16 protein-coding genes and 1 tRNA gene are annotated in these 18,366 nt (G+C 69.0%); 4 read left to right on the forward strand and 13 right to left on the reverse strand.

Annotated features, from left to right (window positions below; genetic code table 11):
* Nucleotides 1-83: 83 nt before the first annotated feature.
* Both rpsA and NYZ98_RS34685 read right to left on the reverse strand, forming a co-directional pair.
* A complete protein-coding gene (gene rpsA / locus NYZ98_RS34680; protein ID WP_262848246.1) occupies nucleotides 84-1,556 on the reverse strand; it encodes a 30S ribosomal protein S1 in 1,473 nt (490 codons plus the stop codon).
* Between the two features lie 222 nt (nucleotides 1,557-1,778).
* Nucleotides 1,779-2,849 (reverse strand): polysaccharide deacetylase family protein, encoded by a 1,071-nt coding sequence (locus NYZ98_RS34685; RefSeq protein WP_262848248.1) that lies wholly within the window; start codon nucleotides 2,847-2,849, stop codon nucleotides 1,779-1,781.
* Nucleotides 2,850-2,992: 143 nt separating this feature from the next.
* Here NYZ98_RS34685 and NYZ98_RS34690 point away from each other — a divergent pair, with 143 nt between their 5' ends.
* Nucleotides 2,993-3,757 (forward strand): DUF2127 domain-containing protein, encoded by a 765-nt coding sequence (locus NYZ98_RS34690; RefSeq protein WP_262848250.1) that lies wholly within the window; start codon nucleotides 2,993-2,995, stop codon nucleotides 3,755-3,757.
* 42 nt (nucleotides 3,758-3,799) lie between these two features.
* On the opposite strand, the gene polA is transcribed toward NYZ98_RS34690, so the two are convergent.
* The gene (gene polA / locus NYZ98_RS34695; protein WP_262848252.1) at nucleotides 3,800-6,502 is read right to left on the reverse strand and encodes a DNA polymerase I; all 2,703 of its coding nucleotides are present in this window, start codon (nucleotides 6,500-6,502) and stop codon (nucleotides 3,800-3,802) included.
* A gap of 71 nt (nucleotides 6,503-6,573) precedes the next feature.
* On the opposite strand from polA, the gene NYZ98_RS34700 reads away from it, so the two are divergent.
* Nucleotides 6,574-6,993 (forward strand): PaaI family thioesterase, encoded by a 420-nt coding sequence (locus NYZ98_RS34700; protein WP_380706366.1) that lies wholly within the window; start codon nucleotides 6,574-6,576, stop codon nucleotides 6,991-6,993.
* A 212-nt stretch (nucleotides 6,994-7,205) separates the two neighbouring features.
* Here NYZ98_RS34700 and NYZ98_RS34705 read toward each other — a convergent pair whose 3' ends face one another.
* From NYZ98_RS34705 to NYZ98_RS34715, 3 genes are read right to left on the reverse strand one after another with little or no spacing between them, the layout of a single operon-like run.
* On the reverse strand, nucleotides 7,206-8,006 hold the full coding sequence (locus NYZ98_RS34705; protein WP_262848328.1) for an amino acid ABC transporter ATP-binding protein: 801 nt from the start codon (nucleotides 8,004-8,006) through the stop codon (nucleotides 7,206-7,208).
* 5 nt (nucleotides 8,007-8,011) lie between these two features.
* Complete coding sequence (locus NYZ98_RS34710; protein ID WP_262848254.1) at nucleotides 8,012-8,848, reverse strand: amino acid ABC transporter permease; 837 nt, start codon at nucleotides 8,846-8,848, stop codon at nucleotides 8,012-8,014.
* Nucleotides 8,849-8,866: 18 nt separating this feature from the next.
* The gene (locus tag NYZ98_RS34715) at nucleotides 8,867-9,700 is read right to left on the reverse strand and encodes an ABC transporter substrate-binding protein (RefSeq protein WP_262848256.1); all 834 of its coding nucleotides are present in this window, start codon (nucleotides 9,698-9,700) and stop codon (nucleotides 8,867-8,869) included.
* Between the two features lie 189 nt (nucleotides 9,701-9,889).
* Between NYZ98_RS34715 and NYZ98_RS34720 the strand changes: the two genes are divergently transcribed.
* The gene (locus NYZ98_RS34720) at nucleotides 9,890-10,438 is read left to right on the forward strand and encodes a DUF4352 domain-containing protein (protein WP_262848258.1); all 549 of its coding nucleotides are present in this window, start codon (nucleotides 9,890-9,892) and stop codon (nucleotides 10,436-10,438) included.
* Between the two features lie 386 nt (nucleotides 10,439-10,824).
* Here the strand turns inward: NYZ98_RS34720 and NYZ98_RS34725 are convergent, their stop codons facing one another.
* The 6 genes from NYZ98_RS34725 to NYZ98_RS34750 form a co-directional block, all read right to left on the reverse strand.
* On the reverse strand, nucleotides 10,825-11,541 hold the full coding sequence (locus tag NYZ98_RS34725; RefSeq protein ID WP_262848260.1) for an ABC transporter ATP-binding protein: 717 nt from the start codon (nucleotides 11,539-11,541) through the stop codon (nucleotides 10,825-10,827).
* On the reverse strand, nucleotides 11,531-12,313 hold the full coding sequence (locus tag NYZ98_RS34730; RefSeq protein ID WP_262848262.1) for an ABC transporter ATP-binding protein: 783 nt from the start codon (nucleotides 12,311-12,313) through the stop codon (nucleotides 11,531-11,533). The genes NYZ98_RS34725 and NYZ98_RS34730 overlap by 11 nt, the downstream gene beginning before the upstream one ends.
* Entirely contained in the window at nucleotides 12,310-13,458 is a 1,149-nt protein-coding gene (locus NYZ98_RS34735) for a branched-chain amino acid ABC transporter permease (protein ID WP_262848264.1), read from the reverse strand. The genes NYZ98_RS34730 and NYZ98_RS34735 overlap by 4 nt, the downstream gene beginning before the upstream one ends.
* Nucleotides 13,455-14,423: a branched-chain amino acid ABC transporter permease gene (locus tag NYZ98_RS34740; protein ID WP_262848266.1), complete on the reverse strand. Its 969-nt coding sequence runs from the start codon at nucleotides 14,421-14,423 to the stop codon at nucleotides 13,455-13,457. Before NYZ98_RS34740 ends, NYZ98_RS34735 begins: the two co-directional genes overlap by 4 nt.
* Before the next feature lie 99 nt (nucleotides 14,424-14,522).
* Nucleotides 14,523-15,686, reverse strand: coding sequence for a branched-chain amino acid ABC transporter substrate-binding protein (locus tag NYZ98_RS34745; protein ID WP_262848330.1), 1,164 nt, complete (start codon nucleotides 15,684-15,686; stop codon nucleotides 14,523-14,525).
* Nucleotides 15,687-16,079: 393 nt separating this feature from the next.
* Complete coding sequence (locus NYZ98_RS34750) at nucleotides 16,080-16,670, reverse strand: ANTAR domain-containing response regulator (protein ID WP_262848269.1); 591 nt, start codon at nucleotides 16,668-16,670, stop codon at nucleotides 16,080-16,082.
* A gap of 50 nt (nucleotides 16,671-16,720) precedes the next feature.
* Between NYZ98_RS34750 and NYZ98_RS34755 the strand changes: the two genes are divergently transcribed.
* Nucleotides 16,721-16,793 (forward strand) — tRNA-Leu (locus NYZ98_RS34755).
* A gap of 50 nt (nucleotides 16,794-16,843) precedes the next feature.
* Here NYZ98_RS34755 and NYZ98_RS34760 read toward each other — a convergent pair.
* Nucleotides 16,844-18,355 carry a hypothetical protein gene (locus tag NYZ98_RS34760; protein WP_262848271.1) on the reverse strand — a complete coding sequence of 504 codons (1,512 nt, stop codon included), beginning with the start codon at nucleotides 18,353-18,355 and terminating at the stop codon, nucleotides 16,844-16,846.
* Nucleotides 18,356-18,366 lie beyond the last annotated feature (11 nt).

The following is an 18,366-nucleotide window of genomic DNA, read 5'->3' on the forward strand; positions in this document are numbered from 1 at the left end:
AGGTGGGGAGGGGAGGGGGTGGGGAACGGGAAAAGGGCCCCGCTGGTGCGGGGCCCTCTTCTTTCGTGCGGGAACTCAGGGCGTCAGTTCTGACCGCCCGCCAGCTTCTCGCGAAGTGCCGCCAGGGCCTCGTCGGAGGCCAGGGCGCCCGCGGCCGGGGCCGCGCCGGTGGACGACGGAGGCGTCTCACCGGAGTAGGTGGACGGCCCAGCGGCCTCCGCCTCCTCCGCGCGAGCCTTCTCCACCTGCGACTTGTGGGCCTCGAAGCGCGTCTGGGCCTCGGCGTACTGCCGCTCCCACTCCTCACGCTGCTTCTCGAAGCCGTCCAGCCACTCGCCGGTCTCGGGGTCGAAGCCGTCGGGGTAGATGTAGTTGCCCTGCTCGTCGTAGGTCGCCGCCATGCCGTAAAGCGTGGGGTCGAACTCGACGTCGGCACCGATCGCGCCCTCGTTCGCCTGCTTGAGCGAAAGCGAGATGCGACGGCGGTCGAGGTCGATGTCGATGATCTTCACGAAGATCTCGTCGCCGACCTGGACGACCTGCTCGGGGATCTCCACGTGGCGCTCGGCCAGCTCGGAGATGTGGACCAGGCCCTCGATGCCCTCCTCGACGCGGACGAACGCACCGAACGGCACCAGCTTGGTGACGCGTCCGGGAACGACCTGCCCGATCTGGTGGGTGCGGGCGAACTGCTGCCAGGGGTCCTCCTGCGTCGCCTTGAGCGACAGGGAGACCCGCTCGCGCTCCATGTCCACGTCGAGAACCTCGACGGTGACCTCCTGGCCCACTTCGACGACCTCTGAGGGGTGGTCGATGTGCTTCCAGGAGAGTTCGGAGACGTGCACCAGGCCGTCGACGCCGCCGAGGTCCACGAACGCGCCGAAGTTGACGATCGAGGAGACGACGCCCTTGCGGACCTGACCCTTCTGCAGGGTGTTGAGGAAGGTCTGGCGGACCTCCGACTGGGTCTGCTCGAGCCAGGCGCGCCGGGAAAGGACCACGTTGTTGCGGTTCTTGTCCAGCTCTATGATCTTCGCCTCGAGCTCGCGGCCGACGTACGGCTGGAGGTCGCGGACCCGGCGCATCTCGACCAGCGAAGCCGGAAGGAAGCCGCGCAGCCCGATGTCGAGGATGAGTCCACCCTTGACGACCTCGATGACCGTGCCGGTGACGATGCCGTCCTCGTCCTTGATCTTCTCGATCGTGCCCCAGGCGCGCTCGTACTGCGCGCGCTTCTTGGACAGGATGAGCCGGCCTTCCTTGTCCTCCTTCTGGAGGACGAGGGCCTCGACGTGCTCGCCGACCTGGACGACCTCGGCTGGGTCGACATCGTGCTTGATCGAGAGCTCGCGCGAGGGGATGACACCCTCGGTCTTGTAGCCGATGTCGAGCAAGACCTCGTCTCGATCGACCTTGACGACGGTGCCTTCGACGATGTCGCCGTCGTTGAAGTACTTGATGGTCTCGTCGATCGCGGCGAGGAAGGCCTCCTCGGAACCGATGTCGTTGACCGCTACCTGCGGGGTGCTCGAGGTGGCCTCAGTGCTGCTCGTCATGTGTGGAATTGCTCCGAACGCGGACAGATGTCGATGTGGCGGACGCGCGGCAGGCTCTCTCTTTCGCTCAAGCCGAGGATGGTCGGGATGACCCGTGGTCGACATGACCGAGCGCGAGCCCGCTCCGTCCGAGGCGCACGCGAGCCCACAGCGCAGCGATCAGCATATGAGAGTACGCGGGCGCGGTCAATCCGGCGCCCGCCCGCACGGCCCTGGAAACCCTCAGTAGGCGATCATCATCCTGCCGAGTCTTGACTTGATCTTACCCTTGAGCCGACGTGGAACCGAGACGTGCGCGGGGTCGCCGTCCGAGGTGTATCGCCTATCAGGATGCCTGTCGAGCCACTCCAGCCAGTACTGCGAGCACCATTTCCGGCACTCCCCCTTTTTACCGTTCGACTGGATCCGAGGGATGTTGTACGGGTCAAAATCCTTCGCGTAGGGCGAAATCGTGGGCTCGGCCCCGGCGAGGAAAACGGCATCGAAATGATACGAAGTGCCGTCCCACCTCCCCTCGCGCGCCAGCGACCTCTTCTTGGGCCTGCTGCCGTACGGGAGGGCGAACGTGGTCGACTTCGGGGCGCCGAGCTTGGCGAGCTGCCGCTGCTCGCGCACGATGGCCTCGCTGACCCGCTTCTTGCTCAGCAGGTACAGGTCGGGGTGGCCGAAGGTGTGGTTGCCCACCTCGAAGCCGTGCTCGACCAGCCAGCGCACGGCCGCCGCCTGCCGGTCGTGGTCGCGGATGCCGAAGGGGTTCTTGTTGATCCAGAAGGTCGCCACCGGGCGGAAGCCGGGGTGCTCCTTGGCGACGTCGTAGATGATCCGCACGACGGTGTCCTTCTTGGGCGCGCCGTCGGCGTCCAGGGCGAAGTGCGAGGGGTTGCCGTCGTCGAAGGTCAGCACGACCGGGTGGGCGCCGGCCGGGACGTCGATCGCGCCGGCCACGAACTCGGCGGCGGTGATCGGCACGTAGCCGTGGGTGGCCAGCCTCTCCAGCTCCTTGCGGAGCTGGGCGGGGGTCCGGTCGATCGAGGCCACCCGCTTGCGCAGGATCCGGTGGTACATCAGCACCGGGACCAGCCCCGCCTCGTTGGCCCCCGCCTTCCTGGCCGACTCCGCCGTCGCCGCGACCGGGGGCGCCGGGCTCGCGGCCGGCCGTGAGGTCTTCGGCGCCGGCGCGGCGGGCGGCTCGTCGCCGCCGAACGGGAGCACCAGCAGCGCCACGACGGCGACGATCATGACACCGATGTTCACGATGCCGATCACGGGTGTCAGGCCGGGTGTGCTGCGCACAGGGGGTCTCCTGGATCGGCTGCGGACGAGTTTTCACCCTAGGACAGCCCAATCGGCCCCGTGGTGAGCGAGCGTACACACCTATCATGTGTTGAAATTTGATCGTGAACTGGAGCTTGCGCGCTTGTGGCCGGCACGGCCACGTGACATACGCCCCGACCGAGGAACCGCTGCGGCGCCGCCTGCGCGCCGAGACGGCCCTCGGGGAGGCCTGGCGCTGCCTGCGGTGCGGCGACTTCACCCTCGGCACGCCGCACGGCTCGGGCCCGGCCGAGGACGCGCCCATCGTGCTCCGGGGCAAGGCGCTGCGCGACGCCACGATCCTGCGGCTGCTCGCGGTGTTCCGCTGGGGCAAGGGGCTGCTGGTACTGGCGGCGGCGTTCGGCGTCTGGCGGTTCCGCGCCCACCAGGACGCGATCGGCATGGCGTTCAATGAAGACCTGCCGTTGCTCCAGCCGCTCGCCGACAAGCTCGGGTGGAACCTGGAGGAGTCCGGCGTGGTGCACACGCTGCGTACGGTGATCAGCGCGGAGACCAGGACCCTGACGTGGATCGTCCTCGGCCTGATCGTCTTCGGGGCGCTGCTGATGACCGAGGGCGTGGGCCTGTGGCTGCTCCAGCGCTGGGGTGAGTACTTCGCGGTGGTGGCGACCTCGCTGTTCGTCCCGATCGAGGTCTACGAGATCGTCGAGAAGGTCACCTGGCTGCGCATAGTCATCCTGCTGATCAACCTCGCGGCGGTGCTGTACATCCTGCTGTCCAAGCGGTTGTTCGGGCTGCGGGGCGGGCACGCCGCCCACATGGCCGAACGCCACGAGACCAGCCTGCTGGAGGTCGAGGCCGCCGCCGCCGAGGAGTCGCTCTCCCGCCGCCCCCACCACGCCGCCGCGGCCACCCCCGCCGAGTGACCCCCGGCCCGGCACGCCGAGCGGTGTGCCGGGGGTGGCCGGTCAGTGGCCGGCGTCCTGCCAGGTGTGCCCGACGCCGACCGAGACGTCCAGCGGGACGCGCAGCTCGTAGGCCGCGCACATCTGGGACACCACCAGCTCGCGCAGCCGCTCGTGCTCCCCGGGCGCCACCTCGAACACGAGTTCGTCGTGGACCTGGAGCAGCATGCGCGAGCGCAGCTCCGCCGCGCGCAGCGCCCGCTGCACGTTCAGCATCGCGACCTTGATGATGTCGGCCGCCGACCCCTGGATGGGGGCGTTGAGCGCCATGCGCTCGGCCATCTCGCGCCGCTGCCGGTTGTCGCTGGTCAGGTCGGGCAGGTAGCGGCGGCGGCCGAGGATGGTCTCGGTGTAGCCGTCCTGCCGGGCCTGGGCGACGATGTCGGCGAGGTAGTCACGGACGCCGCCGAACTCCTGGAAGTACTCGTCCTTGAGCGCGCGGGCCTCGGCGACCGGGATGTTGAGCTGGCCCGAGAGCCCGAAGTCGGACAGCCCATAGGCCAGCCCGTAGTTCATCGCCTTGATGCGGGCCCGCAGCTCGCCGCCGATCTGCTCGGGCGGCAGGTCGAACACCCGCGCCGCGGTCGCCTGGTGGAAGTCGTGCCCGGACTCGAAGGCCGCGATGAGCGCCGCGTCCTGCGAGAGGTGGGCCATGATGCGCAGCTCGATCTGGCTGTAGTCGGCGGTGAGCAGGCTTTCGTACCCCTGGCCGACGATGAAGCCCTCGCGGATGCGCCGGCCCTCGGCGGTGCGGATCGGGATGTTCTGCAGGTTGGGCTTCTCCGACGACAGCCGCCCGGTCGCCGCGATGATCTGGTTGTAGGTGGTGTGGATGCGCCCGTCGTCGCCGACCTCCTTGATCAGGCCCTCGACGGTGACCCGCAGCCGGGTCTGGTCGCGGTGGCGCAGCAGGATGATCGGCAGCTCGTTGTCGGTCTGGGTGGCCAGGGTCGCCAGCGCGTCGGCGTCGGTGGTGTAGCCGGTCTTGATCTTCTTGGTCTTCGGCAGCCCGAGCTTGACGAACAGGATCTCCTGGAGCTGCTTGGGCGAGCCCAGGTTGAACTGCTCCCCGACGACCCGGTGGGCCTCCTCGACGGCCTGCTTGACCGCGGCGCCGAACTCGACCTCCAGGGCGGCGAAGTAGTCGTGGTCGGCGGCGATGCCGTCGCGCTCCAGCTCGGCCAGGACCCGCACCAGCGGGAGCTCGACGTCGCGCATCAGCCGGATGCCGCCGCGGGGGTCCAGGTGGGCCTCCAGGGCGTCGGCGAGCTCCAGCACGGCGTGGGCCCGGATGCCGAGGTCCTGGTCCTCGGTGTCGCCGGGGTCGTCGAACAGGGCGGCCTGGCCGTTGGACTCGGTCTCGGCGCGCAGCTCGCGGTGCAGGTAGCGCAGCACGAGGTCGTCCAGGGGGAAGCTCCGCTGGCCCGGCATCGCCAGGTAGGCCGCGAGCGCGGTGTCGCAGGTGAGGCCCTGGAGGTCGAACCCGTGGGCCCACAGGGCCAGCAGCGGGCCCTTGGCGTCGTGCAGCGCCTTGGGCCTCGCCTCGTCGGCGAGCCACCGGCTCAGCGCGGCCTGGTCGCCGGGGCTGAGCGCGGAAAGGTCGATGTAGGCGGCCCGCTGCCGCCCGTCGGCCTCGGCGGGGACGGCGATGGCGATGGCGTCCATGTCGCCGGTGCCGCTGCCGTAGGAGCCCTTGACGGCGAGCCCGGCCCGGCCCTCGGGCACCGCGGCGAGCCACGCCTCGACCTCGCCGGGGGCCAGGGCCGCGACCTCGACCTCGAACCCCTCCTCGGCCTCGGGCTCGGCGGTGCCGATGCTCTGGTAGAGCCGGTCGCGCAGCACCCGGAACTGCAGGGTGTCGAAGAGTTTGTGGATCTCGTCGCGGTCCCACTTGCCCATCACCAGCGAGGCGACGTCGGCCTCCAGCGGCACGTCGCGCCGCAGCTCGGTGAGCTGACGGTTGTGGATCACCTGGCCGAGGTGCTCGCGGAGCTTCTCGCCGACCTTGCCCTTCACCTCGCCGACCCGGTCGACCAGCGCGGTGAGCGAGCCGAACTCCTTGATCCACTTGGCGGCGGTCTTCTCCCCCACGCTCGGGATGTTCGGGAGGTTGTCGCTCGGGTCGCCGCGCAGCGCGGCGAAGTCGGGGTACTGCTCGGGGGTCAGGCCGTACTTCTCCACGACGGTCGCGGGGTCGAACCGGGTCATGTCGCTGATGCCGCGGCGGGTCATCAGCAGCGTGATCCGGTCGTTGACGAGCTGGAGGGCGTCGCGGTCGCCGGTGACGATGAGCACGTCCATGCCCTGGCCCGCGGCCTGGTCGGCCAGCGTGGCGATCAGGTCGTCGGCCTCGTAGCCGGCGAGCGAGAGGTGGGGCACGCGGAGCGCGTCGAGCACCTCGAAGATCAGGCTGACCTGGCCGCGGAAGTCCTCGGGGGTCTCCTGGCGGTTGGCCTTGTACTGCGCGAACGCCTCGTGCCGGAAGGTGGGCTCCGACCGGTCGAAACAGACCACGACGTGGCTCGGCTTCTCGTCGCGGAGGACGTTGATCAGCATCGAGGTGAAGCCGTACACCGCCTCGGTGTGCTGGCCGTCGGTCGTGGTGAGGTTGGCGTCCTTCAACGCGTAGAACGCGCGGTACGCGAGTGAGTGCCCGTCGAGGAGAAGCAGGCGGTCACGGGCGGGGGTCGGTTCCTTCTTCGGCACACCCGCAGCCTAGTCTCCATGTACGACAGAACACCCCCGGCCACGTAAGTGGAGGGCTCCCCTTGACCATGATGCGTCCCGACGACCAGGCCCGCCTCGACGCGCTGTACGGCGCCGACCTCAAGGGCACTCTTCTCCAGGCCATGGGCATCGAGTTCCTGGAGGTCGGCGCCGAGCGGGTCGTCGCCCGCATGCCGGTCGAGGGCAACACCCAGCCGTACGGGCTGCTGCACGGCGGCGCGTCGTGCGTGCTGGCCGAGACCATCGGGTCCACCGGCGCCGCGGTGCACGCCGGGCCGGGCCGGTTCGCGGTCGGCGTGGAGATCAACGCGACCCACCACCGGTCGGTCACCTCAGGTTTCGTGACGGGCGTCGCGACGCGCGTCCACGGCGGGCGCAGCCTCGCCACCTACGAGATCGAGATCACCGACGACGAGGGGCGCCGGGTGTGCACATCACGACTTACCTGCATGCTTCGTGACGCCAAGTGATATTTGGGCGATATCGGACCCATTTTTGTCACACTCTTTGCACGTGGGCCCCATAGCTCGCTAGCGTTGTGACGCCAGAGCCCGTGGGTGATCGAGTAGACAACGTGTGCGGCCGGGGAAGCCCTACATGGCCCCAAAGATCACCCGCGGGCTCCTCACGCGTCCGGGGCACGTCCCCGCGGGCCACCGGCCCGCGGGGGTCGCGTCCATCGTCAGACGGCCGGGATCTCCCCGGTGCCCTCATCGCCGGCGGCGCTCGCGTCCCCGGCGTTGGTCGGGTCGAGCACCCGCTTGAGGAACGTCCGCGTACGGGCGTGCTGCGGATCGCCGATGACCTGGTCGGGCGGACCCTCCTCGACGATCACGCCGCCGTCCATGAACACCACGCGGTCGGCCACCTCGCGCGCGAAGCTCATCTCGTGGGTGACCACCAGCATCGTCATGCCGTCGCGCGCCAGATCGCGCATCACCGACAGCACGTCGCCCACCAGCTCGGGGTCGAGCGCGGAGGTCGGCTCGTCGAACAGCATGAGCGAGGGGTCCATCGCCAGCGCGCGGGCGATGGCGACGCGCTGCTGCTGCCCGCCGGACAACTGGGGAGGGTAGGAGTCGCACTTGGCGCCGACGCCCACCTTGTCGAGGTTCGCGCGCGCGACGCGCTCGGCCTCCTCCCGGCCGCGCCTGAGCACCCGCCGCTGCGCGATCATGACGTTCTGCAGGACCGACATGTGCGGGAACAGGTTGAACGACTGGAACACCATGCCGAGCCTGCGCCGCGCGGCGTCGATGTCGACGTCGGGATCGGTGATCTCGACGCCGCCCACCGTCACCTTGCCCCTGGTGGGCTGCTCCAGCAGGTTGACGCAGCGGAGCAGCGTCGACTTGCCCGAGCCCGAGGGGCCGATGACACAGACGACCTGCCCCTCCTCGACGGTGAAGTCGATGCCCTTGAGGACCTCCAGGGGGCCGAAGGACTTGTGCAGGTCCCTGATCTCGACCGCGTGGGCCGCCATCGCGGTCACCGTCCCTTCCCCTGGCGATTCTCGAGACGGCCCGCCAGGTAGCCCAGCGGGATCGTGACGAGCAGGTAGGTCAGGCCGACCACCAGGATCGGCGTGGCGTTGCTCGTCGTTGACGCGAGGTCGTTGCCGAACTTCGTCAGCTCCACGTAGTCGCCGCTCACCCCGAGGAAGAGCACCAGCGAGGAGTCCTTGAGCAGCGCGACGAACTGGTTGGTCGTCGGCGGGATGACGATGCGGATCGCCTGCGGGATGACGACCGAGATCATCGACCTGGAGTGCGACATGCCGAGCGAGCGCGCCGCCTCGGTCTGCCCCTTCGGGACGGCCTGCAGGCCCGCCCGGAGCGTCTCCGCCATGTAGGCGGAGCTGACGATCGTCAGGCCCAGGATGCCCTGCCCGTACGTCCCGCCGGGCACCTCGAAGCCGGGAAGCGCGAGCGGGAGGAACAGGATGAGCAGGAAGATCAGCAGTGCGGGGAGGCCACGGAAGATCTCGATGTAGATGGTGGCGATCCAGCGGTACGGGCGCACCGACGACAGCCGCATGAGGGCCAGCAGCAGCCCTCCGAGCGAGCCGAAGACGAAGCCGCCGACCGTGTAGATGATCGTGTTCTTGAGCGCGACCGTGAACACGTCCGGGAGCGACTGCTTCGCCACGTCCAGCTTGGTGAAGTTCTGCGCGAGCCCGCTCCAGTTGGTGAAGAAGGCGATCACGACGATCACGGCGATCAAGATGGCGTACTGGATGCCGCGGCTGATCCGCTGCCTCTTGCGAGGGCTGAGCTTGGCCCTGCCGGGCACTTGCCCGGCAGGACCGGCCGGCTCAGCCGTCATGGGCTGGTCGGTCATGGATCAGGTTCCGAGCTCGCCGGGCTTCTTGCCGAACCACTTGACGTAGATCTGCTCGTAGGTGCCGTCGGACTTGGCCGCGGTGATCGCGTCGTTGAGCACCTTGGCCAGCGCGTCGTTGCCCATCTTCATGCCGACGCCGTACTGCTCGCCGGTGTCCAGGCTGGCGGCCAGCTCGAACTTGTCGGCGATCTCCGGCTTCTTCAGCCAGGTGAGCACGACCGGGATGTCCTGGACGATGACGTCCGCCTGGCCCGACTGCAGGCCGAGCAGCTCCTTCGGGGAGTCGGCGAACTCGGTCGGGTTCAGGCCCTTGCCCTTGACGTAGTCCAGGCCGGTGGTGGAGGCCTGCGCGCCGAGCTTGAGGCCCTTGGCCTTCACGTCGTCGAGCGACTTGACACCGCTGCCCTTCTTGGCGAGCAGCGCCTGCGTCGCGTCGAAGTAGGGCTCGGAGAACAGCAGGTTCTTCTGACGCTCGGGGGTGATCGTCATGCCCGCCGCCGCCACGTCGCACTTGCCCGCGTTCAGCGCCGCGCCGCTCTTGATCACCGCGAAGTCGATGTCCACGATGTCCTGCGTCACACCGAGCTTCTTGGCCGCGAGGTCCACGATGTCGACGTCGAAGCCGACGACCTTGTCACCCTGCTTGAACTGGAAGGGCTCATAGGGCAGGTTCGTGCAGGTCGTGAGCTTGCCAGGGTTGATCAGCTTGATCGCGGAGGCTGAGGTGCCGCCGGAGGGGGCCGTGCTCGCGCTGGTCTCACTGGAGGTCGATCCGCCCCCACAGGCGGAGAGAAGGCACGCGGCGCTCACGGCGAGCGCCCCGATTGAAGTCAAACGACGACGCCTGGACCAAAAGACCACAACGTCCTCCTCTTTAGCTGTATGTCGGAGTTAAGCTAAGTTACCGTAACCATGGCCATGGTCCCGCACCAGGTCACCAGGGGTATTACCGGAAAGAAACGATCGCACAACGGCTCTCACAGCGCGGAGCCCCCGGGCGGGCGGCGCGGCTAGGGTGCGACCGTGCGGGCACCACGGGCTGTACTGGGTTTCACGGCCTTTCTCACCTTCGTCCTGTCGGGCTGTTCCAGCGGTCCTGACAAGCCTGTCCCCACGCCCTCCCCGACGTACGCGATCCCGGCCGAGACGGCGCGTCCCGGCGAGAAGGTGATCACGGCCAAGCCGGTGATCGACGGCCAGATGCGCTTCCGGGTGCTCGGCTTCGTCGGCGGCATGCCGTCCATGTTCGGCAGCCACGCCGAGTGGAACGCCAAGGGCCAGTACGTACGGGTGCGCGTCCTCATCGAGAGCACCGACCGCACCAACCAGAAGTTCGACTCCAAGCAGCAGCTCCTGGTCGCGGCCGACGGGCGGACCTTCCACATCGACGACTTCGCGCAGGCGATCAAGAGGCAGCCGGACGAGATCCCCGTCGGCAGCTTCGTCCGGATGGAATTCGACCTCTGGTACGACGTGCCGAAGGACGTGAAGGTCACCAAGATCCGGTTCTTCGCCGATCCGCCCCTGGGGGCCATCGGCCCGTCCAAGGGCGTCGACGTGGCCCTGAGCTGATCCACCCCGGCTATTCATGCCAAAGAATTGAATTTCCGCATAAATCGGGATATCGGGGCAGGCCGTACCCCAGCTGAGCTGGCCCGACGCGGGCCGGCGGGCCGGACCAGGCCCGCGTCCCCCGGGAATGCCGGATTTCCCCCCGTAGGCCGGCCCCGGCGGCCTTGACACGCGCGCGGCGCGCGGGAGTCAGGACGGGCGGGCCGAATGCCGCCGATCACCGGAGAAGGCCCATGCCCGCCGGCGGAGTCGCCAATCGGTTTGAATCACAACTTTTCGGGACCCGAAGTGATGCGCACTACGCACCGCCCTTTACGAAGTATTGTCGCATCGGCGAAGTGGCCCGGCCGGGAGAACCCGGCCGGGCCGCTTTCCGCGGGGAAAGCTCAGTGGGCGCCGAGCTCTCCCCCGAGGTACGCCTCGCGCACCTGCGGGTCGTTGAGCAGGTCGGCGGCGGGCGCCGACTTCACCACCTTGCCGGTCTCCAGCACGTACGCCCGGTGGGCGAGCTGGAGGGCCTGCTGGGCGTTCTGCTCGACCAGGAGCACGGTGGTCCCCCGGTTGTTGATCTCCTTGATGATGGAGAAGATCTGCGCCACCAGCATCGGGGCCAGCCCCATCGACGGCTCGTCGAGCAGCAGCACCTTCGGCTTGCTCATCAGCGCGCGGCCGATCGCCACCATCTGCTGCTCGCCGCCCGACATCGTGCCGCCGGCCTGGTTCTTGCGCTCGGCGAGCCTCGGGAACAGCTCGAAGACCTCGTCGAGGTCCTTGGTGAGATCCCCGTTGCGGGTGTACGCGCCCATCAGCAGGTTCTCGGTGACGGTCATGCCGGGGAAGACGCCGCGGCCCTCCGGGGACTGGCCGATGCCGGCCAGCACCCGCTTGTGCCCGGCCAGCTTGCTGATGTCCTTGCCGTCGAAGGTGACCGACCCCGACGTCAGCGCCCGGAGGCCCGAGATGGTCTTCAGCGTCGTGGTCTTGCCCGCGCCGTTGGCGCCGATGAGGGTGACGATCTCACCCTCGTCGACCTCCAGCGAGACGCCCTTGATGGCCTCGATCTTGCCGTAGTGGACGCGCATGTCCTTGATCTCAAGAAGCATCTGCGGGAGCCCCCAAGTACGCCTCGATGACCCTCGGGTCGTTCTGCACCTCGGCCGGCAGGCCGTCGGCGATCTTCTGCCCGAAGTCCAGCACCGAGATGCGGTCGCTGATGCCCATGACCAGGGCCATGTCGTGCTCGATCAGCAGGACGGTGCGCCCGGCGTCGCGGATCCTGCGGATCAGGCCCTGCAGGGACTCCTTCTCCGCCGGGTTCATGCCCGCCGCCGGCTCGTCCAGCAGCAGGAGCTTCGGCTTGGTGGCCAGGGCACGGGCGATCTCCAGCCTGCGCTGGTCGCCGTAGGGGAGGTTCTTGGCCGTCTCCTCGGCGCGGTGCCCGATGCCCACGAAGTCCAGCAGCTCGAGGGCCAGCGCCTTGCCGTCGCGCTCCTCCTGGCGGTGCCAGGGGAGCCCGAGGGCCGCGCTGAACATGCCCGCGCGGTGGTGGGCGTCGGCCCCCACCATGACGTTCTCGATCGCGGACATGTTGTGGAACAGCCGGATGTTCTGGAACGTACGGGCGACGCCCCGCTTGGTGACCTTGAACCGCTTCATGCCGTCGATGCGGTCGCCGTCGAAGATCACCTGACCCGAGGTCGGGCGGTAGACGCCGGTGACGACATTGAACACCGTCGTCTTGCCGGCCCCGTTCGGCCCGATGAGCGCGAAGATCTCGCCCTCGTTGATCGTCAGCTCCACCTCGCGCAGCGCGACGACGCCGCCGAACTGCATCTTGACCTTCTGGAGCTGAAGAAGCGGGCGCGGATCGGTCATTTCGCTGCTCCCTCGGCTGCGGGCTGGGATTCCGGACCGGGAACCTCCGCGCCCAGACTGCCCATGCCTCCTGTACCCTCCGCCAGCTCCGCTCTTCGGCGGCGCGAGGGCAGCAGGCCCTCGGGACGGAAGATCATCAGCGCGACCAGCGCGGCGCCGAACACCAGGATGCGGTAGTCCGACAGGCCGCGGAAGCGCTCCGGCAGCCAGCCGACGAGGAACGCGCCCAGGACGACGCCGGGGATGTTCCCCGAGCCGCCGAGCACGACCGCCGCCAGGATGGTCGCGGACAGCATGAACAGGAAGTCGTTCGGGTTGATCGAGATCGTCTTGCCGGCCCAGACCACGCCCATGGCCCCGCCGATCGACGCGCCGATCGCGAACGCCAGGAGCTTGAACTTGAAGGTCGGCACGCCCATGACCTCGGCGGCGTCCTCGTCCTCGCGGATGGCCGCCCACGCGCGGCCGACCCGGCTCTTCTCCCACCGCTTCACGAAGATGATGATCGCGGTGGCCACCACGACCAGCAGGTAGTAGTAGGGCCGGGGGTCCAGCACTCCGTAGTGGAAGATCTGGACGCCGAAGACCTCGACGCCGTCGAAGCTCGGCGGGTGCGGGATGCCGGCGATGCCGCGCGGGCCGCCGATGGCGTCGGTGTTCTCGGCCGTCTGGCGGACGATCTCTCCGAAGCCGAGGGTGACGATCGCGAGGTAGTCACCGCGCAGGCGCAGCGTCGGCCCGCCCAGCAGCACGCCGGAGGCGGCCGACAGGATGACGCCGACGATCAGGATCTCCCAGAAGTTCAGGCCGAGCCTGGTCCCGAGCAGCGCCATCGAGTACCCGCCGATGGCGAAGAACGCGACGTACCCGAGGTCGAGCAGGCCGGCCTGGCCGACGACCACGTTGAGGCCGATCGCGAGGACCACGTACGTCCCGATAGGGAAGAACAGGACGCTCGCCCAGTCGCTGTAGGGCGACATGACCTGGCCGAGGGAGTCGTTGGGCAGCAGCAGCGCGATCACGAACAGCAGGACGTAGACGGTCCAGCGCTGCCAGGTGGGGGCCTTGGCCCACCGGTCGCGGACGCCGTCGATGAACGCCCCGAAGGCGTTCCTGCCGTTGGTGATGGTGGAGTTCGTGCTCATGCGCGTGCCTGCTGGAGGGATTCACCGAGAATGCCGGTGGGACGGAACATCAGGACCAGGACGAGAACCGAGAACGCGATGACATCCTTCCATCCCGAGCCGAAGATCGCCGCACCGTAGTTCTCGATCAGTCCGAGGAACAGGCCGCCGACCAGCGCTCCGCGCAGGTTGCCGATGCCTCCGAGCACCGCGGCCGTGAAGGCCTTGATGCCGAGGAGGAAGCCGATGGAGAACTTCGTGACCTCGAACTGCAGCACGAACAGCGCGCCGGCGATGCCCGCCATCAGGCCGCCGATCAGGAAGGTCATGCGCACGATCTTGTCGATGTCCACGCCCATCAGGACCGCGGTCTCCGGGTCCTGCGAGGTCGCGCGGATGCCTCGGCCGATCTTCGTCCGGTTCACGAGGAGGTCGAGAAGGATCATCATGCCGATGGCCGCCACGAAGATCAGCACCTGGTCGACACGGATCTGGGCGCCGCCGAGCGTGAACAAGGTGTCCTTGTTCATGATGCGGGCGATGCCCATCTGGTTACGGCCCTGCTGGGGCCGGTTGAAGACGTGGGGGATGATCACCAGGGCGAAGAGCTCCTGGAGGAACAGGGAGGCGCCGATGGCCGAGATGAGCGCGGCCAGGCGTGAGGCGCCGCGCTTGCGCAGCGGGCGGTAGGCGATGCGCTCCAGCAACATGGCCGACCCCGCGGAGGCGGCGCCCCCGGCGAGGACCATCAGCAGCAGGCCGCCCACCAGGGCGAAACCCGTCAGCGGCGCGGTGATGCCGAGCGTCATGACGACGAAGGCGGACGCCATGGTGCCGATCATGAAGACCTCGGAGTGCGCGAAGTTGATCAGTCGCAGCACGCCGTAGACCATGGTGTAGCCGAGGGCGACGAGGCCGTAGATCGAGCCGAGGATGAGGCCGTCGATCGTGTACGGCCAGAAGGAGCCGAGGAGATTATCGAACACGGGGTTTCGCTTTCAGGGAAGCCTTCAGGCGACAACGGGCAGGGGCGGGACCGCCGTGGCGTTCCCGCCCCCTCATTACCTGGCCGTGACTAGCGTGCGTCAGCCAAGCTTGGCCGTCGTCGTGTCGCCGAGGAGACCGATCTGGCCACCCTTGATCTGATACATGTAGATCGACTTCGCCGACGGCTCACCCGTCGGGTCGAACTTGATGTGCTTGGAGATGCCGTCGAAGTCGGACTTGCCGATCGCCTCGTTGATCGCGTCGGGCGTGGTCGCCCCGCCGCCGATCGCCTTGGTGAACGCCGTCGCGGCGTCGTAGCCCTCGGTCGCGTAGATCAGGGGGTCGGCGCCGAACTTCGCCTTGTAGTCGGCGGCGAACTTCTTGACCTTCTCGTCGGTCTCGGCCGGCGTCGGGATGCGGCAGGGGCAGCCGATGAGCGCGTCCTCGGCCTGCGGGGCGCCGGCGCTCTCGATGATCCCCTTGTCCAGCGAACCGTCACCGGAGAAGAACTTCGCCTTGGAGCCCTTGTCACGGAGCTGCTTGAGCAGCTTGCCGGCCCCGGCGTAGTAGCCACCGAAGAAGACCGCGTCCGGCTTGGCCGCCGCGATCTTGTTGACCGTCGAGGAGTAGTCGGTGGCGGCCGGGTCGAGCGCATCGTCGGTGACCGTGGCGCCCTTGGTCTTGAGCTCGCCGCGGACCGCGTCGCCGATGCCCTTGCCGTACTCGGACTTGTCGTCCACCACGAAGACGTTCTTGGCCGCGGCGGCGCCGGCGATGAAGTCGGCGATGGCCGGGCCCTGGACGCCGTCGTTCGGGACGACGCGGTGCCAGAACTTCCAGCCGTTCTTGGCCAGGTCCACGTTGGTGGCCGAAGCGGAGATGTTGGGGATCTTCGCCTCCTCCAGCAGCGGCACGGCCTGCTTGGACTCACCCGAGAAGGCGGGTCCGACCAGGCCGACGATCTTGTCGTCCTTGATGGCCTTCTGGGCCAGGGAGACGGCGGTCGTCGCGTCGGCGCGGCTGTCGTAGGTGATCAGTTCAAGCTTCACCTTGGGGTTGGTGGCGTTGTACTCGTCGATCGCGAGCTGAGCGCCGTTCTTGGGCGGGATGACGATGCCGGAGTTCTCACCCGACAGGTCTCCCATGAAGCCAATCTTCAGCGTGGTCGGGGCGGCGGAGTCGCCACCACCCGACGTCGACCCCGAGTCACTGCCGCCACACGCGGCGAGACCAACGGTAAGTGCCACACCGACGGCGAGCACGCCCCCGAGGCGAGCAATCTTGGGCCGCAAGGTTGCCTTCCTTTCACCTGATCCCCTTTGGGATCGGGTACACAGAGCCCACCCCTGGCGTTCTGGCCAGGGGTCGTTGACGGCATTACATCCAGCTCAAGTCACAGGTCGGTACAGAGGGACATCACGTTACCGCTTCGTTATCACACCGGTCCTCATCGGCTACCGGCGCGAAAAGTAAAGGTCACATCGACGGCGAAGGTTTTACAAAGATCGCTAGCGTGTCCATGGAGATCGGCCGCGACGGGCACGGAAGGTGACCTTGACCCGTCGGGAGGGGCGAACCTTGACAGATCCGGTCGGCACGCCCGCCCCGGCACCGCAGGGGCCGTGACCGGCCCGCTCGCCCAGGTTCCGCGAGGCCTATGACTCCTCCGGGGGCCGCGCCTCGCTGACGACGGCCTGGGCGACCTGACGCATGCTCATCCGGCGGTCCATCGACGCCTTCTGGATCCAGCGGAACGCCTGCGGCTCGGTCCAGCCGTGCTCGGCCATCAGCAGGCCCTTGGCCCGCTCCACGAGCTTGCGGGTCTCCAAGCGCTCACTGAGCGTGGTGACCTCCCGCTCCAGCGCGGCGACCTCCTCGTGGCGGCTCACCGCCATCTCGATCGCCGGGACCAGGTCGGACTTGGTGAACGGCTTGACCAGGTAAGCCATGGCGCCGGCGTCCCTGGCCCGCTCCACGAGGTCGCGCTGGGAGAACGCCGTCAGGATCAGGCACGGGGCGACCCGCTCGGACACGATGCGCTCGGCGGCCGAAATGCCGTCCAGGATCGGCATCTTCACGTCGAGGATGACCAGATCGGGGCGGTGCTCCAGGGCCAGTTTGATCGCCGTCTCCCCGTCGCCGGCCTCGCCGACCACGGCGTATCCCTCCTCTTCCAGCATCTCCTTGAGGTCGAGACGGATCAGTGCCTCATCTTCCGCGATCACTACTCGTCGCTGCGTACTCACGACCAAGAGAGTACCGATGTCCGCTAGATTAGGGACACGAGCACCACGGCGCCCCGATAGACCAACGGCAGAGTCGATGGCCTCAAAATCCATTCAGTGTGGGTTCGAATCCCACTCGGGGCACTTGCACGGGCGAGACCGCGTGGCCGGGCCGCGCGGTTTTTTTCGCGCCCTCACCGGCTCGCGGGCAGCCACAGATACCAGACGCGCCCGTCGGCGGTCCGCAGCCGCCGCTCCGCCCACCCCGCCGTCGCGGGCTCACGGGCGTGCGTGAGGTACGCGACGCCACCGAAGGACGAGCCCGCCCTGCGGCGCACGCGGTGGAACGCGCATCCCGCCTCGTAGGCGATGGGCAGCGTCGCCGCGGGCCCCCCGACGGCGCACGGGCCGCGTAGCCCCGAACCGGTCAGCGTCCCGGCGACGTCCCGTTCCGCCGCCCGGCCGGCGTGCGAGCGCTCCACCCGGTGGCCGAGGACCACGTGCTGGGTGGCGAGGTGCCCGGCGGCCACGGCCACGGCGAGCGCGGCCGGCAGGAGGCCGAGGGACGCGAGACGCACCAGTAGCAGGGCCACGGGCAGGGCGAGCAGCAGGTAGGCGGGCAGCAGGAACCGCGGGGCGCCGTACCCCACCAGGAACAGGTACTGCGCCGAAAGGCCCGCGCCCACCGCGCAGGCCAGGCCGTACGGCCGCGCCGCCCCGAGCGGGCGTGCCGCCAGGAGCCCGGCGGCGGCGGCGACCGGCAGCGCAGGCCACCACATCACCAGCAGCGGACGCACCGCGCCGGCCGCGCACGGGCGGCACAGGAGCGGGCCGTTGAGCGCCGCGAACTCGTGGACCACGCCCCACGTGGGCCGCAGCCGGCCCTGGAGCTCGCTGGCCTCGCGGACCCGGTTGTGCACCCCGCCGTACCGCGTCACTGCCTCGGCCACCCACGGCGCCAGCCCCGCCGCGACCCCTCCGGCCAGGGCCAGGACGGCGGCGGCCCCGGGCCGCACCCGCGCGGCCGCCTCGCGCCGTACGCGCGGATCAGGCTGTTCGCGGGGAACGGGGCGGGCGGCGAAGCAGGCGAGGAGCAGCGGGAGGACCAGCCAGGCGGCGTCGCCCGGCCGCAGCAGCGCGACCGCGGCCACGCTCGACGCCAGCCCCGCGAGGGCGCCACGCGAAGGGCCGCGCAGTGCCAGGAGCAGGAAGGCGGTCGCGGCGACCGAGGCGTGGGCGACGTACAGGTTCGGCATCACGGCGCCGCCGTAGAACTGCGCGACCCACAGCCCGCCGGACAGCAGCGCGGCCAGTGCCACGACGGCGGGGGCGCCGCGGTGGGTGAGCACGCGCAGCCACGGCAGGTAGGCCAGGAACAGCCCGGCGGACGACAGCGCGGTCATCCACCCCCGCACGACGGGCGGCGAGGCGGACAGCAGCGCGGCCGGGGCGGCCAGCCAGGTGATCCCCCGGGCGCGCGGGGCGGTGAACACCGCGTCCGGCAGGCCGGGGTTCACCTGGCTGAGGTAGACCAGCTCGTCCCAGCCCCAGCGCAGGCCGGGACCGACGAAGGCGAGCTGCGCCGCCCCGAACAGCAGGGCGGCCAGAGCCAGCGGGGCCGCCGGGTGCCGGAGCGCCCGGGACACCGGACGGCCGGGCGGGGCTGATGTGCCCGGCTTCGTCCCGCGTCTCCCGGCGACCGTCATGGGCCTGATCA

Origin of the sequence: Sphaerisporangium corydalis (assembly GCF_025506355.1) — a bacterium.
GTDB classification, from domain to species: domain Bacteria; phylum Actinomycetota; class Actinomycetes; order Streptosporangiales; family Streptosporangiaceae; genus Sphaerisporangium; species Sphaerisporangium corydalis.